Consider the following 15187-nt stretch of genomic DNA (forward strand, 5'->3'; position numbering starts at 1 on the left):
CCGTCGGCGGGGTGCCCGTGACCTACCCGAACGTGAAGGCGTACGCCTCGGCACCGGGAGCGTCGAACGTGATCTGGACGGTCCGCTCTCGGATCGCGCCGTCCTGCCGGATGAGCTGGTACAGCCGCCCCTCCGCCAGGACGCCGTTGCCGTCGGCGTCGACGTCCACCCCGTGCGACGGGCCGGGCGGCTCGCCGTCGAGCGACACCCGGTACGGGATCGGCCCCTGCCCGTCGGGCGACAGCACGAGGTGCGCGTCGCGGGCGTGGAAGCGGAACGCGACGCGTCCGCCGGCCTGCGCGAGTACCGCCTTCTCGGGGCCGATCGTCCACTCTCCGGCGAGGGCCCACTGGTGGAGACCCAGGCTCTCGGGTAGGTCGTAGCCGCGGCGTTCGTCGAGGGCGGCGCCCTGCGGCGAAGCGAAGTGTCCGCCGCGACCGAAGCCGAGGTACGTCTCGGGCGTGCGCAACTGGTCCCAGTCGGCCGCCGCCTCGACGCCGACCCCCTCGACGGGTACGAGGGCCCGCTCGATGCCGAGCAGCCGCTGGATGACCCGTTCGGACTGTTCGTAGCGCCCCTCACCGAAGTGCTCGTCGCTGATCACGCCGTCGGCGTCGACGAAGTAGAGCGCCGGCCAGTACTGGTTGGCGAACGCGCCCCAGATCGCGTAGTCGCTGTCGACCGCGACCGGGTAGTCGATGTCGCGCGCCGCGACGGCGGCGCGTACCCAGTCGAGTTGGTGCTCGAATCCGAATTCGGGCGTGTGCACCCCGATGACGACCAGACCGTCGTCCCGGTAGGCCCGCGACCAGGCCCGCACGTACGGCTCCTGGCGCAGCCAGTTGATGCAGGTCAGCGTCCAGAAGTTGACGAGTACGACGCGTCCGCGCAGCTCGGCGGGGCCGAGCGGCTCGGAATTGAGCCACTCGACCGCGCCGCCGAGCGGCGGCAGGTGCACCCGACCGAACGCGGCCATCTAGCGCAGCGACCGGAAGGCGGTGCGCAGTTCCTCGGAGAACAGCTTCGGCTGCTCCCAGGCCGCGAAGTGCCCACCGACGTCGAGCTTGTTGTAGTAGATGAGGTTCGGGTACGCCTGCTCCGCCCAGCTCTGCGGGGCTTCGTACAGCTCGTCGGGGAAGACGCTCACGGCGACCGGGACGTTGACGCCCTTGGTGGCGAAGAACGAGAGCTTGTTCTCCGCGTAGAGGCGGGACGCGGAGACCGCGGTGTTCGTCAGCCAGTAGAGCGAGATGTTGTCCAGGATGTCGTCGCGGGTCAGGCCCGCCTGCGCGCCCTCGAAGACCTTCGCGATCAGGGCGAGGCTCTTCGCGTCGTGGTCGAGCAGGAACGACGCCAGGCCCACCGGGGAGTCCGCCAGGGCGGTCAACGTCTGCGGGCGTGTCGCCATCATCAGGGCGTACGCGACGTGCTTCCAGACGTAGTCCAGTTCGGTGGCCGCGCGCATCTCGTCGTCCGACAGGCCCGAGGGCAGCGAGCCCATGGCGTTGTTCGCGCCGGTGGTGTCGCCCTGGAACAGCAGGTCGATCTCGGGCGGGACCGCGCCGGGCATGTTGGTGTGGATGCCGAGCAGCTGCGCAGGGGCCTGCACGCCCATCTGGTCCACGATGACCGCTCCCCAGTCGCCGCCCTGGGCGACGAACCGGTCGTACCCGAGGCGCGTCATCAGCTCGGTCCAGGCGGTGGCGATCTTCTGCGGGTTCCAGCCCGTCGCGGTGGGCTTACCCGAGAAGCCGTGCCCGGGCAGTGACGGGATCACCAGGTGGAAGGCGTCCGACGCGCTCGCGCCGTGCGCGGTCGGGTCGGTCAACGGCTCGATGATCTTCATTTGCTCGATCACCGAGCCGGGCCACCCGTGGGTGACGATGAGCGGCAGCGCGTCCTCGTGCTTGGAGCGGACGTGAATGAAGTGGATGTCCACCCCGTCGATGGTGGTCATGAACTGCGGTACGGCATTCAGCCGTGACTCGACCTTGCGCCAGTCGTACTCGTTCTCCCAGTAACGCGCGACGGCCTGGATGGTCGCCAGTGGCACGCCCTGCGACTGGTCGTCGACGATCTCCTTCTCCGGCCACCGGGTGGCCGCGATCCGCCGTTTCAGGTCGTCCAGGTCCGCCTGGGGGATTTCCACCGTGAATGGCCGGATCTCCGTGGTGCCGGGCCGTGTCTTCGTCTTGACCGCCATGCGTGCTTCCTCTCCCTCTGAGTTCGCGCGACCTGCGGAAACGACGGGTGCGCCAGGCTGAGAGGAGCGCGCCACCGCCATCTCCCGGAGCGTAGAACGCAACGGATCGACCGCGTGGCGATACGGGAAGTCAGCGGTCGCTGGGGGCGGCGACGGCGTGCTCGGCGGCTCGACTGACCTGTTCCCACGCCGCCCAGGTGTCCATCCGCTGACGGGAGATGTCGAACGCCAGGTCGTACACCATGCTGCCGAGCAGAAGCCGCAGCGGCGGATCGTCGCTGTCGACCAGCCGCAGCAACGCCTCGGCGGCGAGTCGGGGTTCGCTGTCGACTGAGCCGTCCGCCCACTGCCGCTCCAACTCGGCGCGGAGCGGCGCGTAGACCTCCAGCGGCGTCGTGGCGCTGATGCTGGCGTAAAGGTCGGTCCAGTAGCCGCCCGGCTGCACGATGCTGAGCCGGACGCCGAAGGCCGCCGCCTCCCGTGCCAACGCCTCGCTCATGCCTTCCAGGGCGAACTTGCTCGCGCTGTACAGGCCGGTGCTGGGGAAGCCGCCGAGCGCGGCGATGCTGGACACCTGCACGATGTGGCCGGACCGCTGGGCGCGCAGGTGTGGCAGCACGGCCTGACTGACCCACAGTGCGCCGAAGAGGTTGACCTCGAACTGGGAGCGCGCCTCGGCCTCGGTGAACTCCTCGACCATGCCCATGGACAGGGTGCCGGCGTTGTTGACGACGATGTCGAGGCGTCCGACCTGCGCGACGGCGGCGTCCACGGCGGCGAGGACCGCCGTACGGTCGCTGACGTCGAGGTTCAACGTCAGCAGCCGGTCGGCGTGCCGTTCGTCGAAGTCGTCCGGCGACACGGTCCGGGAGGCGGCGACCACCCGATCGCCACGGTCCAGCGCGGCGTCGGCGAAGGCGCGACCCAGACCGCGGCTCGCGCCGGTGATGAACCAGGTACGCATGATGGTCTCCCTCGTTGTTGCGAGACGATACGGTCCGTCTCGTCAGGCCATGAACACTAGGCCGCGTCACCACCGCCGTCAAGACGAGACGGTCCGTCTCGCCGCTGGTAGGATCATCGCCCATGACGCCTAACAGGGCCCGCCGCAACGAGACGTCGCGCCGCGCCATCCTCACCGCGGCGTTCGAGCTGCTCCAGGAGACGGGGTACGCGAAGGTCAGCATCGAGGGCATCGCCACGCGGGCCGGCGTCGGCAAACAGACCATCTACCGCTGGTGGCCGTCCAAGGGCGCGGTCATCTTCGACGCGTTCCTCATGCTCAGCGAGGGCGCCGAGGGCGAGCCGCCGACGTTGCCGGACACGGGCGACCTGGCGGCGGACCTGACAGCCGTGCTCCGCGACACGGTCGTGGAGATGAATGATCCCCGCTACGAGCAGCCAATGCGCGCTCTGGCCACCGAGATCGCGCACGACCCCGAGTTGGCGGCGGTCTACGCCGAGCGGCTGGACGGGCCGTTGAAGGAGGCCAAACGGCAGCGACTGCGCAGCGCCCAGCGGGCGGGACAACTCGCCGAGGACGTCGACCTCGACGTGGCGGTGGACCTGATCTGGGGGCCGCTGTTCAGCCGCTGGCTCCAGCGCAGCGGGCCGCTCACCGCCGGGTACGCCGACCGCGTCGTCAGCACCGCTCTCGACGGTCTGCGTCCCCGCCGATCCGGCGCGTAGCACGTCGGACAGAACGCCTAGCTGCCCGTCCAGGTCACGGTGGTCAGCCGGGCACCGAGCAGCCGCCGGGCCCGGGCGACCTGACGCGCGTTCGCGTTGACCAGCACCGCCTGCTCCGCGGCGGCGAGGACGGGCAGATCCGACAGCGAGTCGCTGTACGCCACCCGCCAGGGCGGCGTCACCTCGTGGGCCGCCAGTTGCACCAGCTTGGTCGGCCCGTGGTTGTGCACGATCAACTTGGGACCATCGATGTGCGAGGCCACGAGCTCGACCTCGGCAAGCCCGATCACGTCGAGCACCGCGCGCGCGAGGGTGTGCTCGCACGCGGTCGCCACCACGACGCGGTCTCCCGCCGCGAGGTGGGTACGGATCATCCGAAGAGCGGGCACGATGATCCGCCCTGGCTCGGCACCGAGGTCCGCGCCGAAATGCGCGAGTTCGGCCCGCACCTGACCCGCGTCCCGGCCCCACAGGCCGATCCGGCTCATCCAGCGCGCCGCCCGGACGCGCCAGGCGGGAACAGCGATCATGGGCGCGAGGAGGACGAGCAGGACGACGGCCAGCGGCAGTCGGGCACCCGCAAAGGCGACGCGTCGCAGGAAGAGCCCGAATGCGTCCCCGCGCAGCAGGACGCCGTCGAAATCGAAGATGACGGTGCCGCCCCCGCCCTGACTTGGCGCCACCTCAGGTGGCGTTGGACGGTCGAGGTGGCCTGCTGACGACGGCGCCGGCGATCAGGAGCACCGTCGCCGGCAGGAACGCGCCGCCGATACCCAGCCCGAGCAGCAGACCCCACGCAGCGATGACCAGCGCGGCCACCAGGTCGACGACCCCGCCCAGCCGACCGAACCGCTGCGCGAGAACCGGCATTGTCGCGGCGACGACCGGCACGCCGAGCAGGTAGCTGGCGGCAGGGCCGGAATCATCCACGGTGAAGGGCGTCAGCGCGGCGGCCACCAGCACGGTGATCGCGAGGGCCGACCATCGCAGGACCCGCCGGGCGTCGACCGGCCTGCGAACCACGACCAGGACACCGACGACAGCGCCGACGATCACCAGATCGACCATCCGTACTCCCCGCAGAGGATGATCCGCTCGGCTTCCGTGAAACCGGCCCATCCCTGGCCACGGAACCGCCCGCCTTCCATGAACCTGAGTGAATCAGGTCGATTCCACCTCGCACCCGACCCGGGGCTCGTGCCGTCCCCACGGAGCGAACGGATTGCGACCTCATTGGCGCGGCACGTGACGGTCCGCTTGGGGACTTTGCGCTGCCTGCGGATCATGCGGCAACATCAGGCCCCGTGACGGCACCAGGCACGGAACCCGCACGTGAGAGCCCGGCCAGTACGCCCCGATCGAGTCGGCGGGTCCCGCGCTGGCTGGTCGGCGCCGGAATCGCCGCGCTGGCCGCCGTCCTGGCCGTCACCCTCGCCGTACGCGGTGGCGCCACCCCGGCCTGCGCCGCACCGCCCAGCGGCGGCACCGTCCACAGGGGAACCGCCAGCTTCTACGACGCGGGCCGCTCGGGCGGCACCTGCTCCTTCCCCGGCCCGCCGGCCGACCGACTCTACGCGGCCCTCGGCTCGTCGCAGTACGCCAAGGCCGCCGCCTGCGGCAGCTACCTCGACGTCACCGGCCCGAAGGGCACGGTCCGCGTGCTGGTCATGGACCAGTGCGGCGGCTGCGGAAGCAGCAAGATCGACCTCTCCAAGGAGGCGTTCGGCCGGATCGCCGACCGCTCACAGGGCATCGCCTCCGTCACCTACCGGACGGTGGTCGACCCGTCACTCGACGGCAGTCTCACCTTCCGGATCAAGGGCGGGGCGTCGCAGTGGTGGTTCGCGGTGCAGGTCGGCAACCACGGCAACCCGTTGCGCTCGGTCGAGGCGAAGGGCCCGAGCGGCGGCTTCCGCAAGGCGGCCCGCCAGGTCGACAACTACTGGACCATCGAGGACGGGATCGGTCCCGGCCCGTACACGATCAGGGTCACCGACGTGTACGGCCACCAGGCGACCGCCACCGGCATCCGCATGACGCCGAGGAAGGTCCAGCGAAGTACGGCGTCCCTCGTCGCGGCCCCGCCTCCACCCTCGCCGACTCCCACGCCGTCGCTTACGCCCTCGCTCTCGCCGACGCCGGCGGAGTCGGCCGCCCCCACGACGACAGTCGAGGCCCTGGCCGGCGCAGCCCCGCTGGCCGCCGCCCGCTGCTGACCCGCGCCACGCTGCGGCGCTTGCGGCGCGACACCCCCACCTCGCCGACCTGGAGTGGATCACAGCGGCTGGTGGCGTGTCAGGTGCTGATGGCACCCAGCACGGCGGCGGTGTTGCCGCGAGCGGCACGTTCGCCGGCGGCCACCACTTCTTCCGGGGCGGCGCCACGGGCCATCGCCTTGGCCATGGCCTCCTGACGCCGCTGCTCGATCTGCTCGCCTCGCCTCTGCTTCAACCGACTCCAAAAAGACATGCGTCAGACCATCCCCGCGCACCGGTGGCGGTAAACCGGGTCGGAGGTGCGGTGCCGTCGTCGGCCGAAGTCTGCGCCGGCGCGGACGCACAGGTCCAGGCTGGCGCTTTCTTACAGGTCCGCGAAGGAGGGAAAAGAATTTCTCCGAGCCCGTTGACAGAGGTTTCAGGCTAGTGACAGCGTTGTCATCGACTCATTTCCTCCATATGAGACGAGGAGCGCATCTTGCTCTATCGGAACTCACCCCGCCGCCGGGCGACAGCAGCCGCCGCGGCTGGCCTTCTCGTCACGGGCCTGGCGCTCGCCCCCTCCGCGCCCGCCCAGGCCAAACCCCACGGCGCGCAGGACGGCGCCGTACGCTCGGGCGACGCACGCTTCGAAGTGCTGTCCCCGACCCTGATCCGCACCGAGTACCAGAAGGACGGCCGCTTCACCGACGCCGCCACGTTCAACGCCATCGGGCGTGACGACTTCCCCCGTACGCGTTTCACGAAGCGCGTCGAGGACGGCTGGCTCACCATCGACACCGGCGCGATGACGCTGCGCTACCGGGTCGGCTCAGGGGCGTTCACCGCCGACAACCTCACCGTGCGGCTCGCGACCGGCAAGCAGACCGTGCAGGGCCAGCCCTGGGCCGGCCACACCGCGCCGACGTGCGCGTTCGGCGCGCTCTGTGAGGCCGAGTCGCTGCAACTGAACGGTCCCGGCGTGGCCACCGACCACCGGGGGTACACCGGGCGCGGCTTCGCGGCAGGCTTCTCCGCGTCCGGCGACTCGGTCACCTTCGCGCTCGACGCACCCGACGGCGGCACGAAGCAGCTCGCCGTCCGCTACGCCAACAGCACGGGCGGCGACGGCCAGAACGTGGACCGCACCCTGACCGTGCGGGTCGACGGCGACGCCGGCCACCCGCTGACGCTGCCGCCCACCGCGAACTGGGACACCTGGGGCCTGGCCAGCGTGCCGGTCGACCTCACCGCCGGCCGGCACGAGATCAGCGTCGTTCGGGGTCCCAGCGACTCGGGCAACGTGAACGTCGACAGCCTCGCGGTGGTCAACCCGGGTGACCCGTTCCCCGCTCCGGCCGCACCCCAGCCGCAGCCCCTACGCTTCGGCACCCTGGGAGAGGCCGAAACCGGCACGCTCACCGGCGGCGCGCGACCCGCGAACGACCACAACGGCGCTTCGGGTACGGGTTTCCTGGCCGGCCTGGAGAGCACCGCCGCCGCCGTGGCGCTCACCGTCACGGACGTACCCGCCGAGGGTGACTACCAGCTCCAGGTCCGCTACGCCAACGGCCAGGCCGGCGCGCAGCCGAGCCAGACGCGCACCATGTCGGTGACGGCGGGCTCGGCGGCACCGGTCACGGCGACCCTGCCGCCGACCAGCGGATGGGACTACTGGAACACCGTCTCCGTCCCGGTCCACCTCGACCGTGGCACCACCACCGTGACGCTGGGCTGCCCCACCGAGGCCATCTGCAACGTGAACGTCGACACCGTCGCCGTCACGGGCAAGGACTCCCCGCTGCTCGCCCCGCACGCGCCGCTCGGCGGCTACCGCCGGGGCCTGGACGGCGTCACCGGCGCCGCGCTCACCGCCCCGGGCCTGCTCTACCAGGACGGCTGGTACCTGCTCGACGACTCGGCCTCGGCCCTGCGCAGCACCAAGCCCCGGCCCGCCCCCGAGCAGGACGGGTACGTCTTCGCGTACGGGCAGGACTTCACCCGTGCCCTCAAGGACCTGTCGACCCTGACCGGCCCCACGAAGCTGCTGCCCCAGTGGGCGTACGGGGTGTGGTACTCCGAGTACTACGACCGCACCGCCGCCGAGTTCCAGGCCCTGGTGGATCGGGCTCGGGCTGAGGGCGTACCCATGGACGTCCTTGTCCTCGACACCGACATCAAGGCGCCGGACAAGTGGAACGGCTGGAGCATCGACCCCACCCGCATCCCCGACCCGAAGGCGTTCTTCGACTGGGCGAAGAAGCAGGGCCTGCACACCGGCATCAACATCCACCCGAGCATCCTCGGGTCGGACCCGAAGTTCGCGCAGGCGCAGGCCACCGCGAAGGGCAAGCTGCAACGCGTCGGCTGCAACGGCGGCCCCGACTGCTACACGTTCGACTTCGGCGACCCGGACCAGCTCAAGGCCTATATGCAGCTCCACGACGGGATGATCTCAAAGGGCAGCAAGGGCCCGGACCTGTGGTGGCTGGACTGGTGCTGCGACAACACGAAGTCCTCGCTCGCCGGCGTGACCGGCGACGCGTGGATCAACCAGCAGTACGCCGACAAGACCGGCTTCGCCTTCTCCCGCGCGTACGGGTCGTTGCAGGCCGGCGGCTACAGCAGCCCCACCCCCGTGCCGACCGGCCCGTGGGCCGACAAGCGCACCACGCTGCACTTCACCGGCGACACCACCAGCGACTGGTCGACCCTGACGATGGAGGTCGGCTACACGCCGGGCGAGTCGGCCGCGACCGGGCTCGCCGCCGTCAGCCACGACATCGGCGGGCACACCGGCGGCCTGCGGGAGCCGGGCAGCGAACCGGGCAGCACCAAGCTGCCCGACGACCTGTACGCCCGGTGGGTGCAGTTCGGCACGTTCCAGCCCATCGACCGGCTGCACTCCAACCACAGCGACCGGCTGCCCTGGCAGTACGGCCCGGCCGCGAACGCGTCGGCCAAGAAGTTCCTCAACCTCCGTAAGGAACTACAGCCGTACACCTACGCCGCCGCCAAGGAGGCAACCCGCACGGGTACGCCCATCGTCCGCTCGATGTACCTGGCGTACCCGAACGAGCAGGCCGCGTACGCCACCGCCGGCTCCCAGTACCTGTACGGCCCGGACTACCTGGTGGCGCCGGTGACGACGCCGGGTGACACCGCCACCACGTCGGTGTGGTTCCCGCCGGGCAACGACTGGACGGACATCTTCACCGGCAGGACGTACCGGGGCGGCACCACGCAGGACATCACCACCACCCTGGACACCATGCCGGTGTTCAAGAAGCACTGACGGTCTGACCTGATTCCGGCCGGGTGGGTTTCCCCACCCGGCCGGTTCGTCTCTTCTGCTGGCCTCAGCGTCGGCGAGCCAGCGGCAGTCGGGAACTCGTCCCATACCCAGTCGCAGGACTCCGCTGACGTTGCTCCGCCAGTTCGGCGAAGGGCAGTGGGCAGCGAGGGCTTGCGGCGCAGGTGACCAGGTCGTCGCAGCCGGCCGAGATGGCGTCCCGCAACGTGTCGCGGATGAACGTCAGGTCCGCCAACCTCTGCTCGATCTCGACGAGCTTCTCCCTCGCACGCGCCTGGAGGTCGGCGTCGGATCGGCCCCGGTGCCGGTGTCTGCCGGCGTCGAGCAGGTCGCCTACCTCGTCGAGGGTGAAACCCAGGCGTTGCGCGGTCTTGATGACCCGCAGCAGGGTGACCGTCTCGGCCGGGTAGAGCCGATGCCCGCCCGGCGAACGCTGCGGCGATTCGAGCAGGCCCCGGCGCTCGTAGTAGCGCAGGGTCTGCTGGTTGACCCCGGCCGCGTCGGCCAGTTGACCGCTGCGCAGGCGCGACCCGGTCAACTCCGGCTCCCCGAAGACACGGCCCGCTCGGCGAGGGCGTCGAGCACGTCGACGTGGGCCGCCGGCACCCGGACGTCAAGCGACAGCGAGACGGGGTCCGGGCGGGAGAAGTCGAAGGTGAAGAACGAGCAGCAGGACGACTCTCGGGCCGTCAGGTCCCGCGCCAACTCCTCGGTCTGCGCGGCACCGTCGAGCCGCAACCGCAGATGCTGCGCCGACAGTCGGTCGACGCCTCGTACCGCGGTGGTGAAGAGCCGATCGAATTCGGCGAGCCGCAGCGGCCGTTCGGCCGTCGGGAGGGTGCAGGCATCCGGCACCCAGGCCTCGTCCGGCGTGCTGTGGGGATCACTCATACCCTCGACGGTAAGCCCGTACCCAGGTATCGGATGCAAGCCCGACGGCCCGGTGCTCGCGCCTTACCATCCCTCAGTGATCTCGAATGCCTTCGATACGCGCGGTGGGCTCACCTACGTTGACCGCCTCGACTTCACCCGAGGCAGCCCGCTCAGGGCTGTCCGCCGAATGGCCTGGCCAACGGTGAAGCTGCACGTCGACGACAGCACCTTGACCCTGACATCGCGCACCAGTTCGGACACCTTGCCACACTTCGAGGTGGAGGCGCTGCCGCACCGACCTCTATACGGACGGTTCCCGCTGCCGGCGACCGCCGTCTCCTTCCAGGTCGAGGGACGCGACCAGGTTCTGCTCTTCTGGACTCCGCGCGTCGGCATGGTCCTGCGTAAACTCGCCGATCTCGGCTGGGACGCCGAAGATCCTGGGTCCTGAGCCGGCCCGGATCAGCTCGTCGAGGTTCTGGTTGTCCACCTGTCCAGGATCCCCAACGCGTCAACCGCCATGGGCCGCCTCTCCAATGCCCTGCGGTCTCGGCTCGGACCTACGCCAGGACCAGCGCGATCACCAGGGCGGGCAGCATCATGAGGGGCGCCGCAAGGCGGACGAGCTGCCACGCCCAGACGTTGCGGCGCGAACCGTGCTTCATGCGGCCGCTCGCGAGCCACACGGTCAAGAGCACCAACCACGCGGCCCACGTCCCGCAGTGGATCCCGACCACGAGGGCGTCTCCGTTCGGCACCCCGACCACGAGGTCTCTCATCCACGGCTCGTGGCCAGTCTCGTACGTGACGTCCGAGAGCAGCAGACCTGGAACAACCAGCCCCACAGCTGGGAGCAGGAGAACGTAGAAGAGCCATCGACGCGGCCGGTACACGAGCGCAAGCACGGCCACCATAACGACAGCAGTCGCCCGCACACTCCAGCCGATCGTGGCCATGGAGAACCGGCCGCAGCCGGAGGCCTGGCAAGCCAACTCGGCGAACCACGGAACGAAGCGTTGCCGGAAATCTATCGCCGAGCCGAGCACAAACGTCACTCCGGCGCAGACGGCGCACAGCATGACGACGGCCGCGAGACAGCCGACGGTGCCCTTCCACCCCGGTGTGGCTATCTCGCTGGGCGTCGCGTCGCGGTCGCTGGTCATAACGGCGGCGAAGGTACACGGCGTGGTCAACCCACGGATGGTGTCCACCTCATCGCCATCGCCGAACTGCCACACGTCCACGTACACGTGATTCCGGCTGGCGCGGGCCTGCACATCGGGCTGTCCGGGCCGTTCGCGCTGGCCCGAGCCAGCGACGGGGCGTGGGTCGGGCACCTTGAGAATCAGCTAGGCGGCATCGTGGTCAACACGGAAGATCGGCTGGATACTCTCCAGGCAAGGTGGGAGAACGTTCGCAACGAAGCACTCCCGCGCCGACAGTCCAACGAGCTGATGAAGGAAGTGCAGAGCCATCATGGACCTCACTAACGCCATCTGGCGCAAGTCCCGGCGCAGCGGATCGTCCGGCGGCAACTGCGTCGAGGTCGCCGACAATCTGCCCGGCATCGTCGGCGTACGGGACAGCAAGGACCCCGCTGGCCCAGCACTGACCTTCGGTCCGGCAGCCTGGCGGGCGTTCGTCGCTCAGGTCGTCGCGCGGCCGTAATCGCGGCCGCATCTAGGTCGCGCGCTGGCAACGGATGCGGGCGCTGGGTCGGCGGCCATCTCGAGGTGCCGTGCGACCTTCAGCAGGTCGAACGCCCGGTAGTAAGCCTGCGAGTCATTGCGCCACGTCTCGGACCCCATCCGCTGCCGCAGAGCTTCGACGGTTGCGCTCAGCACTTCTCGTTCGGCGGATAGCAGTGAGCCGCCTGCGGCCAGGGACGCGGTGACGCAGGCGGCCAGGTCCAACGTGATCGAATCCGGCTCTGCCAGCAGCCCGGGTGCCTCATGCTGACGCCAGTACCGCACGGCGTGCAGAGCAGCCCGTCCGGGAGCGCCGTACCAGCACCGGGGAAAGCCGTTCGTGTTCCGCTCGGTCGGGTGAGGGCTCCGCTGCCCACGGCGCTTGGCGAGCTTCCGTTCGGCGGCGTACTCGCGGAGATCGGCATGCCAGCCCGTACGACTCGCCACGAGGGCGTCCAACGCGCGCAGCAACGCCGCCTCGTCGCGGTCGAACGGTCCGGCGATCTCCTCAAGGAAACTCAGCGTGGCGTGGAAGCCGATCGGCCGGTACAACTGCACGCAAGAGCTCAGCGCAGAGACCCGTTGCCGGTACGGCAGCTCAGCGTTGCGCACGCGGCGGGCGTAGGTGCCGAAGCTCACCCAACGACGCTAGACCGCCTTACGAGCCCTGCCTACCGGATAACCCACGCGAGAAAGGTCGACGGCTGAGGACAGACAGTTTTCACCCTGGCGGTCAGTCGTCGAACTCGAACCCGCGCGCCTCGGCATCCGTGATCAACCGCCGCATCCGTTCACCGTCGGTCGCGACCACCCTCATTCGTGCTGCCAACTCTTCCAGCGCTTCACGATCAGTCCCGTAGGCACAAAACATTCCACCCTCGGGGTCATAGGAGAACCGGCCCTCGAGCATTTGAGCCTCGGTGCTGACGAGAACCTGCGCCACGCCCTCCCAGAAGTACCCGTTCGGCTCGTGTCCGAGTTCCTCGACCAGGTCGTCAACCGGCGAGTCCCCGGCATTCAACAACAGCGAGTACCGCCCGGGAGTCGTCTCGATCAGCCGCAGCAAGGTCATCGGCGAAGCCTGGCATGCGTCGTCGGACGGCGACAAGGGTTAGATCATCACGGCCAGGGCGCGGCCCCGGCTGCGCTTCGTGCAATGCGCCCGGCCGGGCACACCGTCCCCAAACGTCACCCGCGGTCGACGAGGAGCACGCTCACCGGCTCACTGCCCTCTAGCCTGACGTGCATGAGCGACAGCCTTCGGGCGAGTGCGTCCACGAGCACCCGCAGTTGGGTCCTCGCTGCGAATGTCCGCCCGTTGATCGAGTCACTGGCAGCCCTGGTCGACTACGAGGCCGACGCCTGGGACTGGGATGCCATCGAGGCCGGGTTGAGAGGCACGGACGCCGACGATCCGCACGGGTGGTACGACTACCCACTCATCGGGACCGTCGCCACGCTCCGTGTAGAGCTGGCGAACGACCCCGGATCCATCATCACCACGGTTCAGGTCCACCACGCGCCCGACGATCTGCTGACAGCCCGCATCGAAACTGTCCTGTCTATGCTCGCGCGGTACCAGGTCATCGCTTAGTCGAACCGTCGATCTTGAGCCTAGAACCAGCTCAGAGCCTTGATCAGGTCTCTGAGCTGGTGGGCGACGGACGAGTCGACCTGTACGCCGGATTCTGTGCACGGCGCGTACCCCAAGGGGTTTCGCGACGGCGGCGGCCATCCATCTCGGCCTGCCGTTGCCGGCAGGCTCCAGCGGCCTACCCGCAGACATCGGGCGGGCAGCCCTCGAGCGTCTGCGCCGGGTCGTCATCTTGCGGTGACGGCCCTTGCTTGGCCTTGCTCCGGGTGGGGTTTACCGAGCCACCCCGGTCACCCGGGGTGCTGGTGGGCTCTTACCCCACCGTTTCACCCTTACCGTCCCCGTTGGGGTCGGCGGTCTGTTTTCTGTGGCACTGTCCCGCGGGTCGCCCCGGGTTGCCGTTAACAACCACCCTGCCCTGTGGAGTCCGGACGTTCCTCGGCGGCGGGCCGGAGCCCGCCGACGCGACCGCCCGGTCGACTCGTCCGTCGCGCCCCCATCCTAACGGCGGGGCGGGGACGCCCCTTCCCACCCCGGCTCGGCCGATGACGGTGGCGGGCCGGCGCGGCCGACGAGGGCGAGACGGCCGGGACGCAGGAACGACGCGTCGAGCCCGGCAGACGCCCGAGGGCGCTCAGGCCCCCAGGCTCGCCGTCCACGACGCGACGTCGGCGACCGTCGAGTTGCCGCCGCAGAGCACGAGACCCAACCGGGCGTCGTCACCCACCCGCTCCCGTACCTGGCGGGCGGCCGGCAGCAGGCATCCGGCGGCCGGCTCGGCCCAGACCTTCGCGTGCTCGGCCAACTCCACCGTCCCCCGGACCGCCTCGGCGTCGGAGACCACGAGCACGTCGCTGACCAGGGCGGTCACGTGGTCGTAGGTGAGCTGCGAGACGGTCGGCGCGCTGAGCGTGGTGACGATCGACGACAGCGGCACCTCGACCGGCCCACCCTTGGCCAGTGCCTGCGACATCGCCTGTGCGCCCTCGGTCTCCACGCCCCAGATCCGTACCCCCGGGCGACGTGCCCGCAGCGCCGCGGCCACCCCGGAGATCAGCGCCCCGCCGCCGACGCTGACCAGCACGTCGGTCAACTCACCGGCGTCGTCGGCGAACTCCAGTCCGACCGTGCCCTGCCCGGCGAGCACCACCGGGTCGTCGAACGGGTGCAGCAGGGTCAGGCCGTCCTCCCGCAGCCGGGACATGAGCGCGAACGCGGCGGACATGCCGTCGGTCAAGTGGACGTCCGCGCCGGCCGCGCGGGCCACCTCGATGGCACGCGCCGGCGCCGTCCGGGGCATCACCACGGTCGCCGCCACGCCCAGGGCGCCGGCCATCACCGCGACCGCGATGCCGTGGTTGCCGCCGCTGACCGCCACCACGCCGGCCGCCCGCTCGGCGTCGTCCAGGACGAGCAGCTTCGCGGCCGCGCCGCGCGCCTTGAACGACCCGGTACGTTGCAACAGCTCCAGCTTGGCGGTGACGGGCACGCCGAGCAGCTCGGACAGGCCGGGGCTGGGCACTGTCGGTGTGTGGACCACATGGCCGGCGATCCGGCCGGCGGCGGCCTCGATGTCCGCGAGCTCGATCATTGCTGAAGCGTGCCACAGCAGCGGCACGGGTCAGACCTCGG

The 15187-nt window shown here is 70.0% G+C and carries 18 protein-coding genes, 1 other RNA gene and 1 pseudogene; 7 read left to right on the forward strand and 13 right to left on the reverse strand.

Annotation, left to right across the window (positions count from 1 at the left end; translation table 11 throughout):
- Nucleotides 1-22: 22 nt before the first annotated feature.
- From ACN269_RS11630 to ACN269_RS11640, 3 genes are all read right to left on the reverse strand, one after another.
- Entirely contained in the window at nucleotides 23-976 is a 954-nt protein-coding gene (locus ACN269_RS11630) for a redoxin domain-containing protein (RefSeq protein WP_421472461.1), read from the reverse strand.
- A complete protein-coding gene (locus ACN269_RS11635; protein WP_421472462.1) occupies nucleotides 977-2203 on the reverse strand; it encodes an epoxide hydrolase family protein in 1227 nt (408 codons plus the stop codon). It abuts the gene before it with no gap.
- 130 nt (nucleotides 2204-2333) lie between these two features.
- Nucleotides 2334-3167 (reverse strand): SDR family NAD(P)-dependent oxidoreductase, encoded by an 834-nt coding sequence (locus ACN269_RS11640; RefSeq protein ID WP_421472463.1) that lies wholly within the window; start codon nucleotides 3165-3167, stop codon nucleotides 2334-2336.
- Nucleotides 3168-3289: 122 nt separating this feature from the next.
- Here ACN269_RS11640 and ACN269_RS11645 point away from each other — a divergent pair, with 122 nt between their 5' ends.
- Nucleotides 3290-3892: a TetR/AcrR family transcriptional regulator gene (locus tag ACN269_RS11645; RefSeq protein WP_421472464.1), complete on the forward strand. Its 603-nt coding sequence runs from the start codon at nucleotides 3290-3292 to the stop codon at nucleotides 3890-3892.
- Nucleotides 3893-3909: 17 nt separating this feature from the next.
- Here ACN269_RS11645 and ACN269_RS11650 read toward each other — a convergent pair whose 3' ends face one another.
- Together ACN269_RS11650 and ACN269_RS11655 are read right to left on the reverse strand one after the other, a co-directional pair.
- Nucleotides 3910-4575, reverse strand: coding sequence for a haloacid dehalogenase-like hydrolase (locus tag ACN269_RS11650; RefSeq protein ID WP_421472465.1), 666 nt, complete (start codon nucleotides 4573-4575; stop codon nucleotides 3910-3912).
- 1 nt (nucleotide 4576) lies between these two features.
- Nucleotides 4577-4960: a hypothetical protein gene (locus tag ACN269_RS11655; RefSeq protein ID WP_421472466.1), complete on the reverse strand. Its 384-nt coding sequence runs from the start codon at nucleotides 4958-4960 to the stop codon at nucleotides 4577-4579.
- Between the two features lie 236 nt (nucleotides 4961-5196).
- Between ACN269_RS11655 and ACN269_RS11660 the strand changes: the two genes are divergently transcribed.
- Nucleotides 5197-6108 carry an expansin EXLX1 family cellulose-binding protein gene (locus ACN269_RS11660; RefSeq protein ID WP_421472467.1) on the forward strand — a complete coding sequence of 304 codons (912 nt, stop codon included), beginning with the start codon at nucleotides 5197-5199 and terminating at the stop codon, nucleotides 6106-6108.
- A 79-nt stretch (nucleotides 6109-6187) separates the two neighbouring features.
- Here ACN269_RS11660 and ACN269_RS11665 read toward each other — a convergent pair whose 3' ends face one another.
- The gene (locus ACN269_RS11665) at nucleotides 6188-6361 is read right to left on the reverse strand and encodes a hypothetical protein (RefSeq protein WP_421472468.1); all 174 of its coding nucleotides are present in this window, start codon (nucleotides 6359-6361) and stop codon (nucleotides 6188-6190) included.
- Nucleotides 6362-6586: 225 nt separating this feature from the next.
- Between ACN269_RS11665 and ACN269_RS11670 the strand changes: the two genes are divergently transcribed.
- Nucleotides 6587-9382: a TIM-barrel domain-containing protein gene (locus tag ACN269_RS11670; protein ID WP_421472469.1), complete on the forward strand. Its 2796-nt coding sequence runs from the start codon at nucleotides 6587-6589 to the stop codon at nucleotides 9380-9382.
- 64 nt (nucleotides 9383-9446) lie between these two features.
- Here ACN269_RS11670 and ACN269_RS11675 read toward each other — a convergent pair whose 3' ends face one another.
- On the reverse strand, nucleotides 9447-9938 hold the full coding sequence (locus ACN269_RS11675; protein WP_421472470.1) for a MerR family transcriptional regulator: 492 nt from the start codon (nucleotides 9936-9938) through the stop codon (nucleotides 9447-9449).
- Nucleotides 9935-10291 (reverse strand): hypothetical protein, encoded by a 357-nt coding sequence (locus tag ACN269_RS11680; protein ID WP_421472471.1) that lies wholly within the window; start codon nucleotides 10289-10291, stop codon nucleotides 9935-9937. Before ACN269_RS11680 ends, ACN269_RS11675 begins: the two co-directional genes overlap by 4 nt.
- 76 nt (nucleotides 10292-10367) lie before the next feature.
- On the opposite strand from ACN269_RS11680, the gene ACN269_RS11685 reads away from it, so the two are divergent.
- On the forward strand, nucleotides 10368-10724 hold the full coding sequence (locus ACN269_RS11685; RefSeq protein ID WP_421472472.1) for a hypothetical protein: 357 nt from the start codon (nucleotides 10368-10370) through the stop codon (nucleotides 10722-10724).
- Nucleotides 10725-10833: 109 nt separating this feature from the next.
- On the opposite strand, the gene ACN269_RS11690 is transcribed toward ACN269_RS11685, so the two are convergent.
- On the reverse strand, nucleotides 10834-11523 hold the full coding sequence (locus ACN269_RS11690) for a hypothetical protein (RefSeq protein WP_421476696.1): 690 nt from the start codon (nucleotides 11521-11523) through the stop codon (nucleotides 10834-10836).
- Between ACN269_RS11690 and ACN269_RS11695 the strand changes: the two are divergent.
- Both ACN269_RS11695 and ACN269_RS11700 read left to right on the forward strand, forming a co-directional pair.
- Nucleotides 11482-11763 (forward strand): annotated as a pseudogene (locus tag ACN269_RS11695) (Scr1 family TA system antitoxin-like transcriptional regulator); the annotation flags it as partial. The gene ACN269_RS11690 and the pseudogene ACN269_RS11695 sit on opposite strands and share 42 nt — an antisense overlap.
- Nucleotides 11750-11941: a DUF397 domain-containing protein gene (locus ACN269_RS11700; protein WP_421472473.1), complete on the forward strand. Its 192-nt coding sequence runs from the start codon at nucleotides 11750-11752 to the stop codon at nucleotides 11939-11941. The pseudogene ACN269_RS11695 and the gene ACN269_RS11700, both read left to right, overlap by 14 nt.
- Here ACN269_RS11700 and ACN269_RS11705 read toward each other — a convergent pair.
- Nucleotides 11920-12600, reverse strand: coding sequence for a hypothetical protein (locus ACN269_RS11705; protein ID WP_421472474.1), 681 nt, complete (start codon nucleotides 12598-12600; stop codon nucleotides 11920-11922). The two genes, ACN269_RS11700 and ACN269_RS11705, sit on opposite strands and share 22 nt — an antisense overlap.
- A 94-nt stretch (nucleotides 12601-12694) precedes the next feature.
- The gene (locus ACN269_RS11710) at nucleotides 12695-13033 is read right to left on the reverse strand and encodes an Imm51 family immunity protein (protein WP_421472475.1); all 339 of its coding nucleotides are present in this window, start codon (nucleotides 13031-13033) and stop codon (nucleotides 12695-12697) included.
- Nucleotides 13034-13207: 174 nt separating this feature from the next.
- On the opposite strand from ACN269_RS11710, the gene ACN269_RS11715 reads away from it, so the two are divergent.
- Nucleotides 13208-13555 (forward strand): hypothetical protein, encoded by a 348-nt coding sequence (locus tag ACN269_RS11715; RefSeq protein WP_421472476.1) that lies wholly within the window; start codon nucleotides 13208-13210, stop codon nucleotides 13553-13555.
- 67 nt (nucleotides 13556-13622) lie between these two features.
- Here the strand turns inward: ACN269_RS11715 and rnpB are convergent.
- Nucleotides 13623-14039: RNase P RNA component class A (rnpB, locus tag ACN269_RS11720), an RNA gene on the reverse strand.
- A gap of 150 nt (nucleotides 14040-14189) precedes the next feature.
- The gene (locus ACN269_RS11725) at nucleotides 14190-15146 is read right to left on the reverse strand and encodes a threonine/serine dehydratase (protein ID WP_421472477.1); all 957 of its coding nucleotides are present in this window, start codon (nucleotides 15144-15146) and stop codon (nucleotides 14190-14192) included.
- Between the last annotated feature and the right edge of the window lie 41 nt (nucleotides 15147-15187).

Origin of the sequence: Micromonospora sp. WMMD736 (assembly GCF_049179015.1) — a bacterium.
Lineage (GTDB): Bacteria > Actinomycetota > Actinomycetes > Mycobacteriales > Micromonosporaceae > Micromonospora.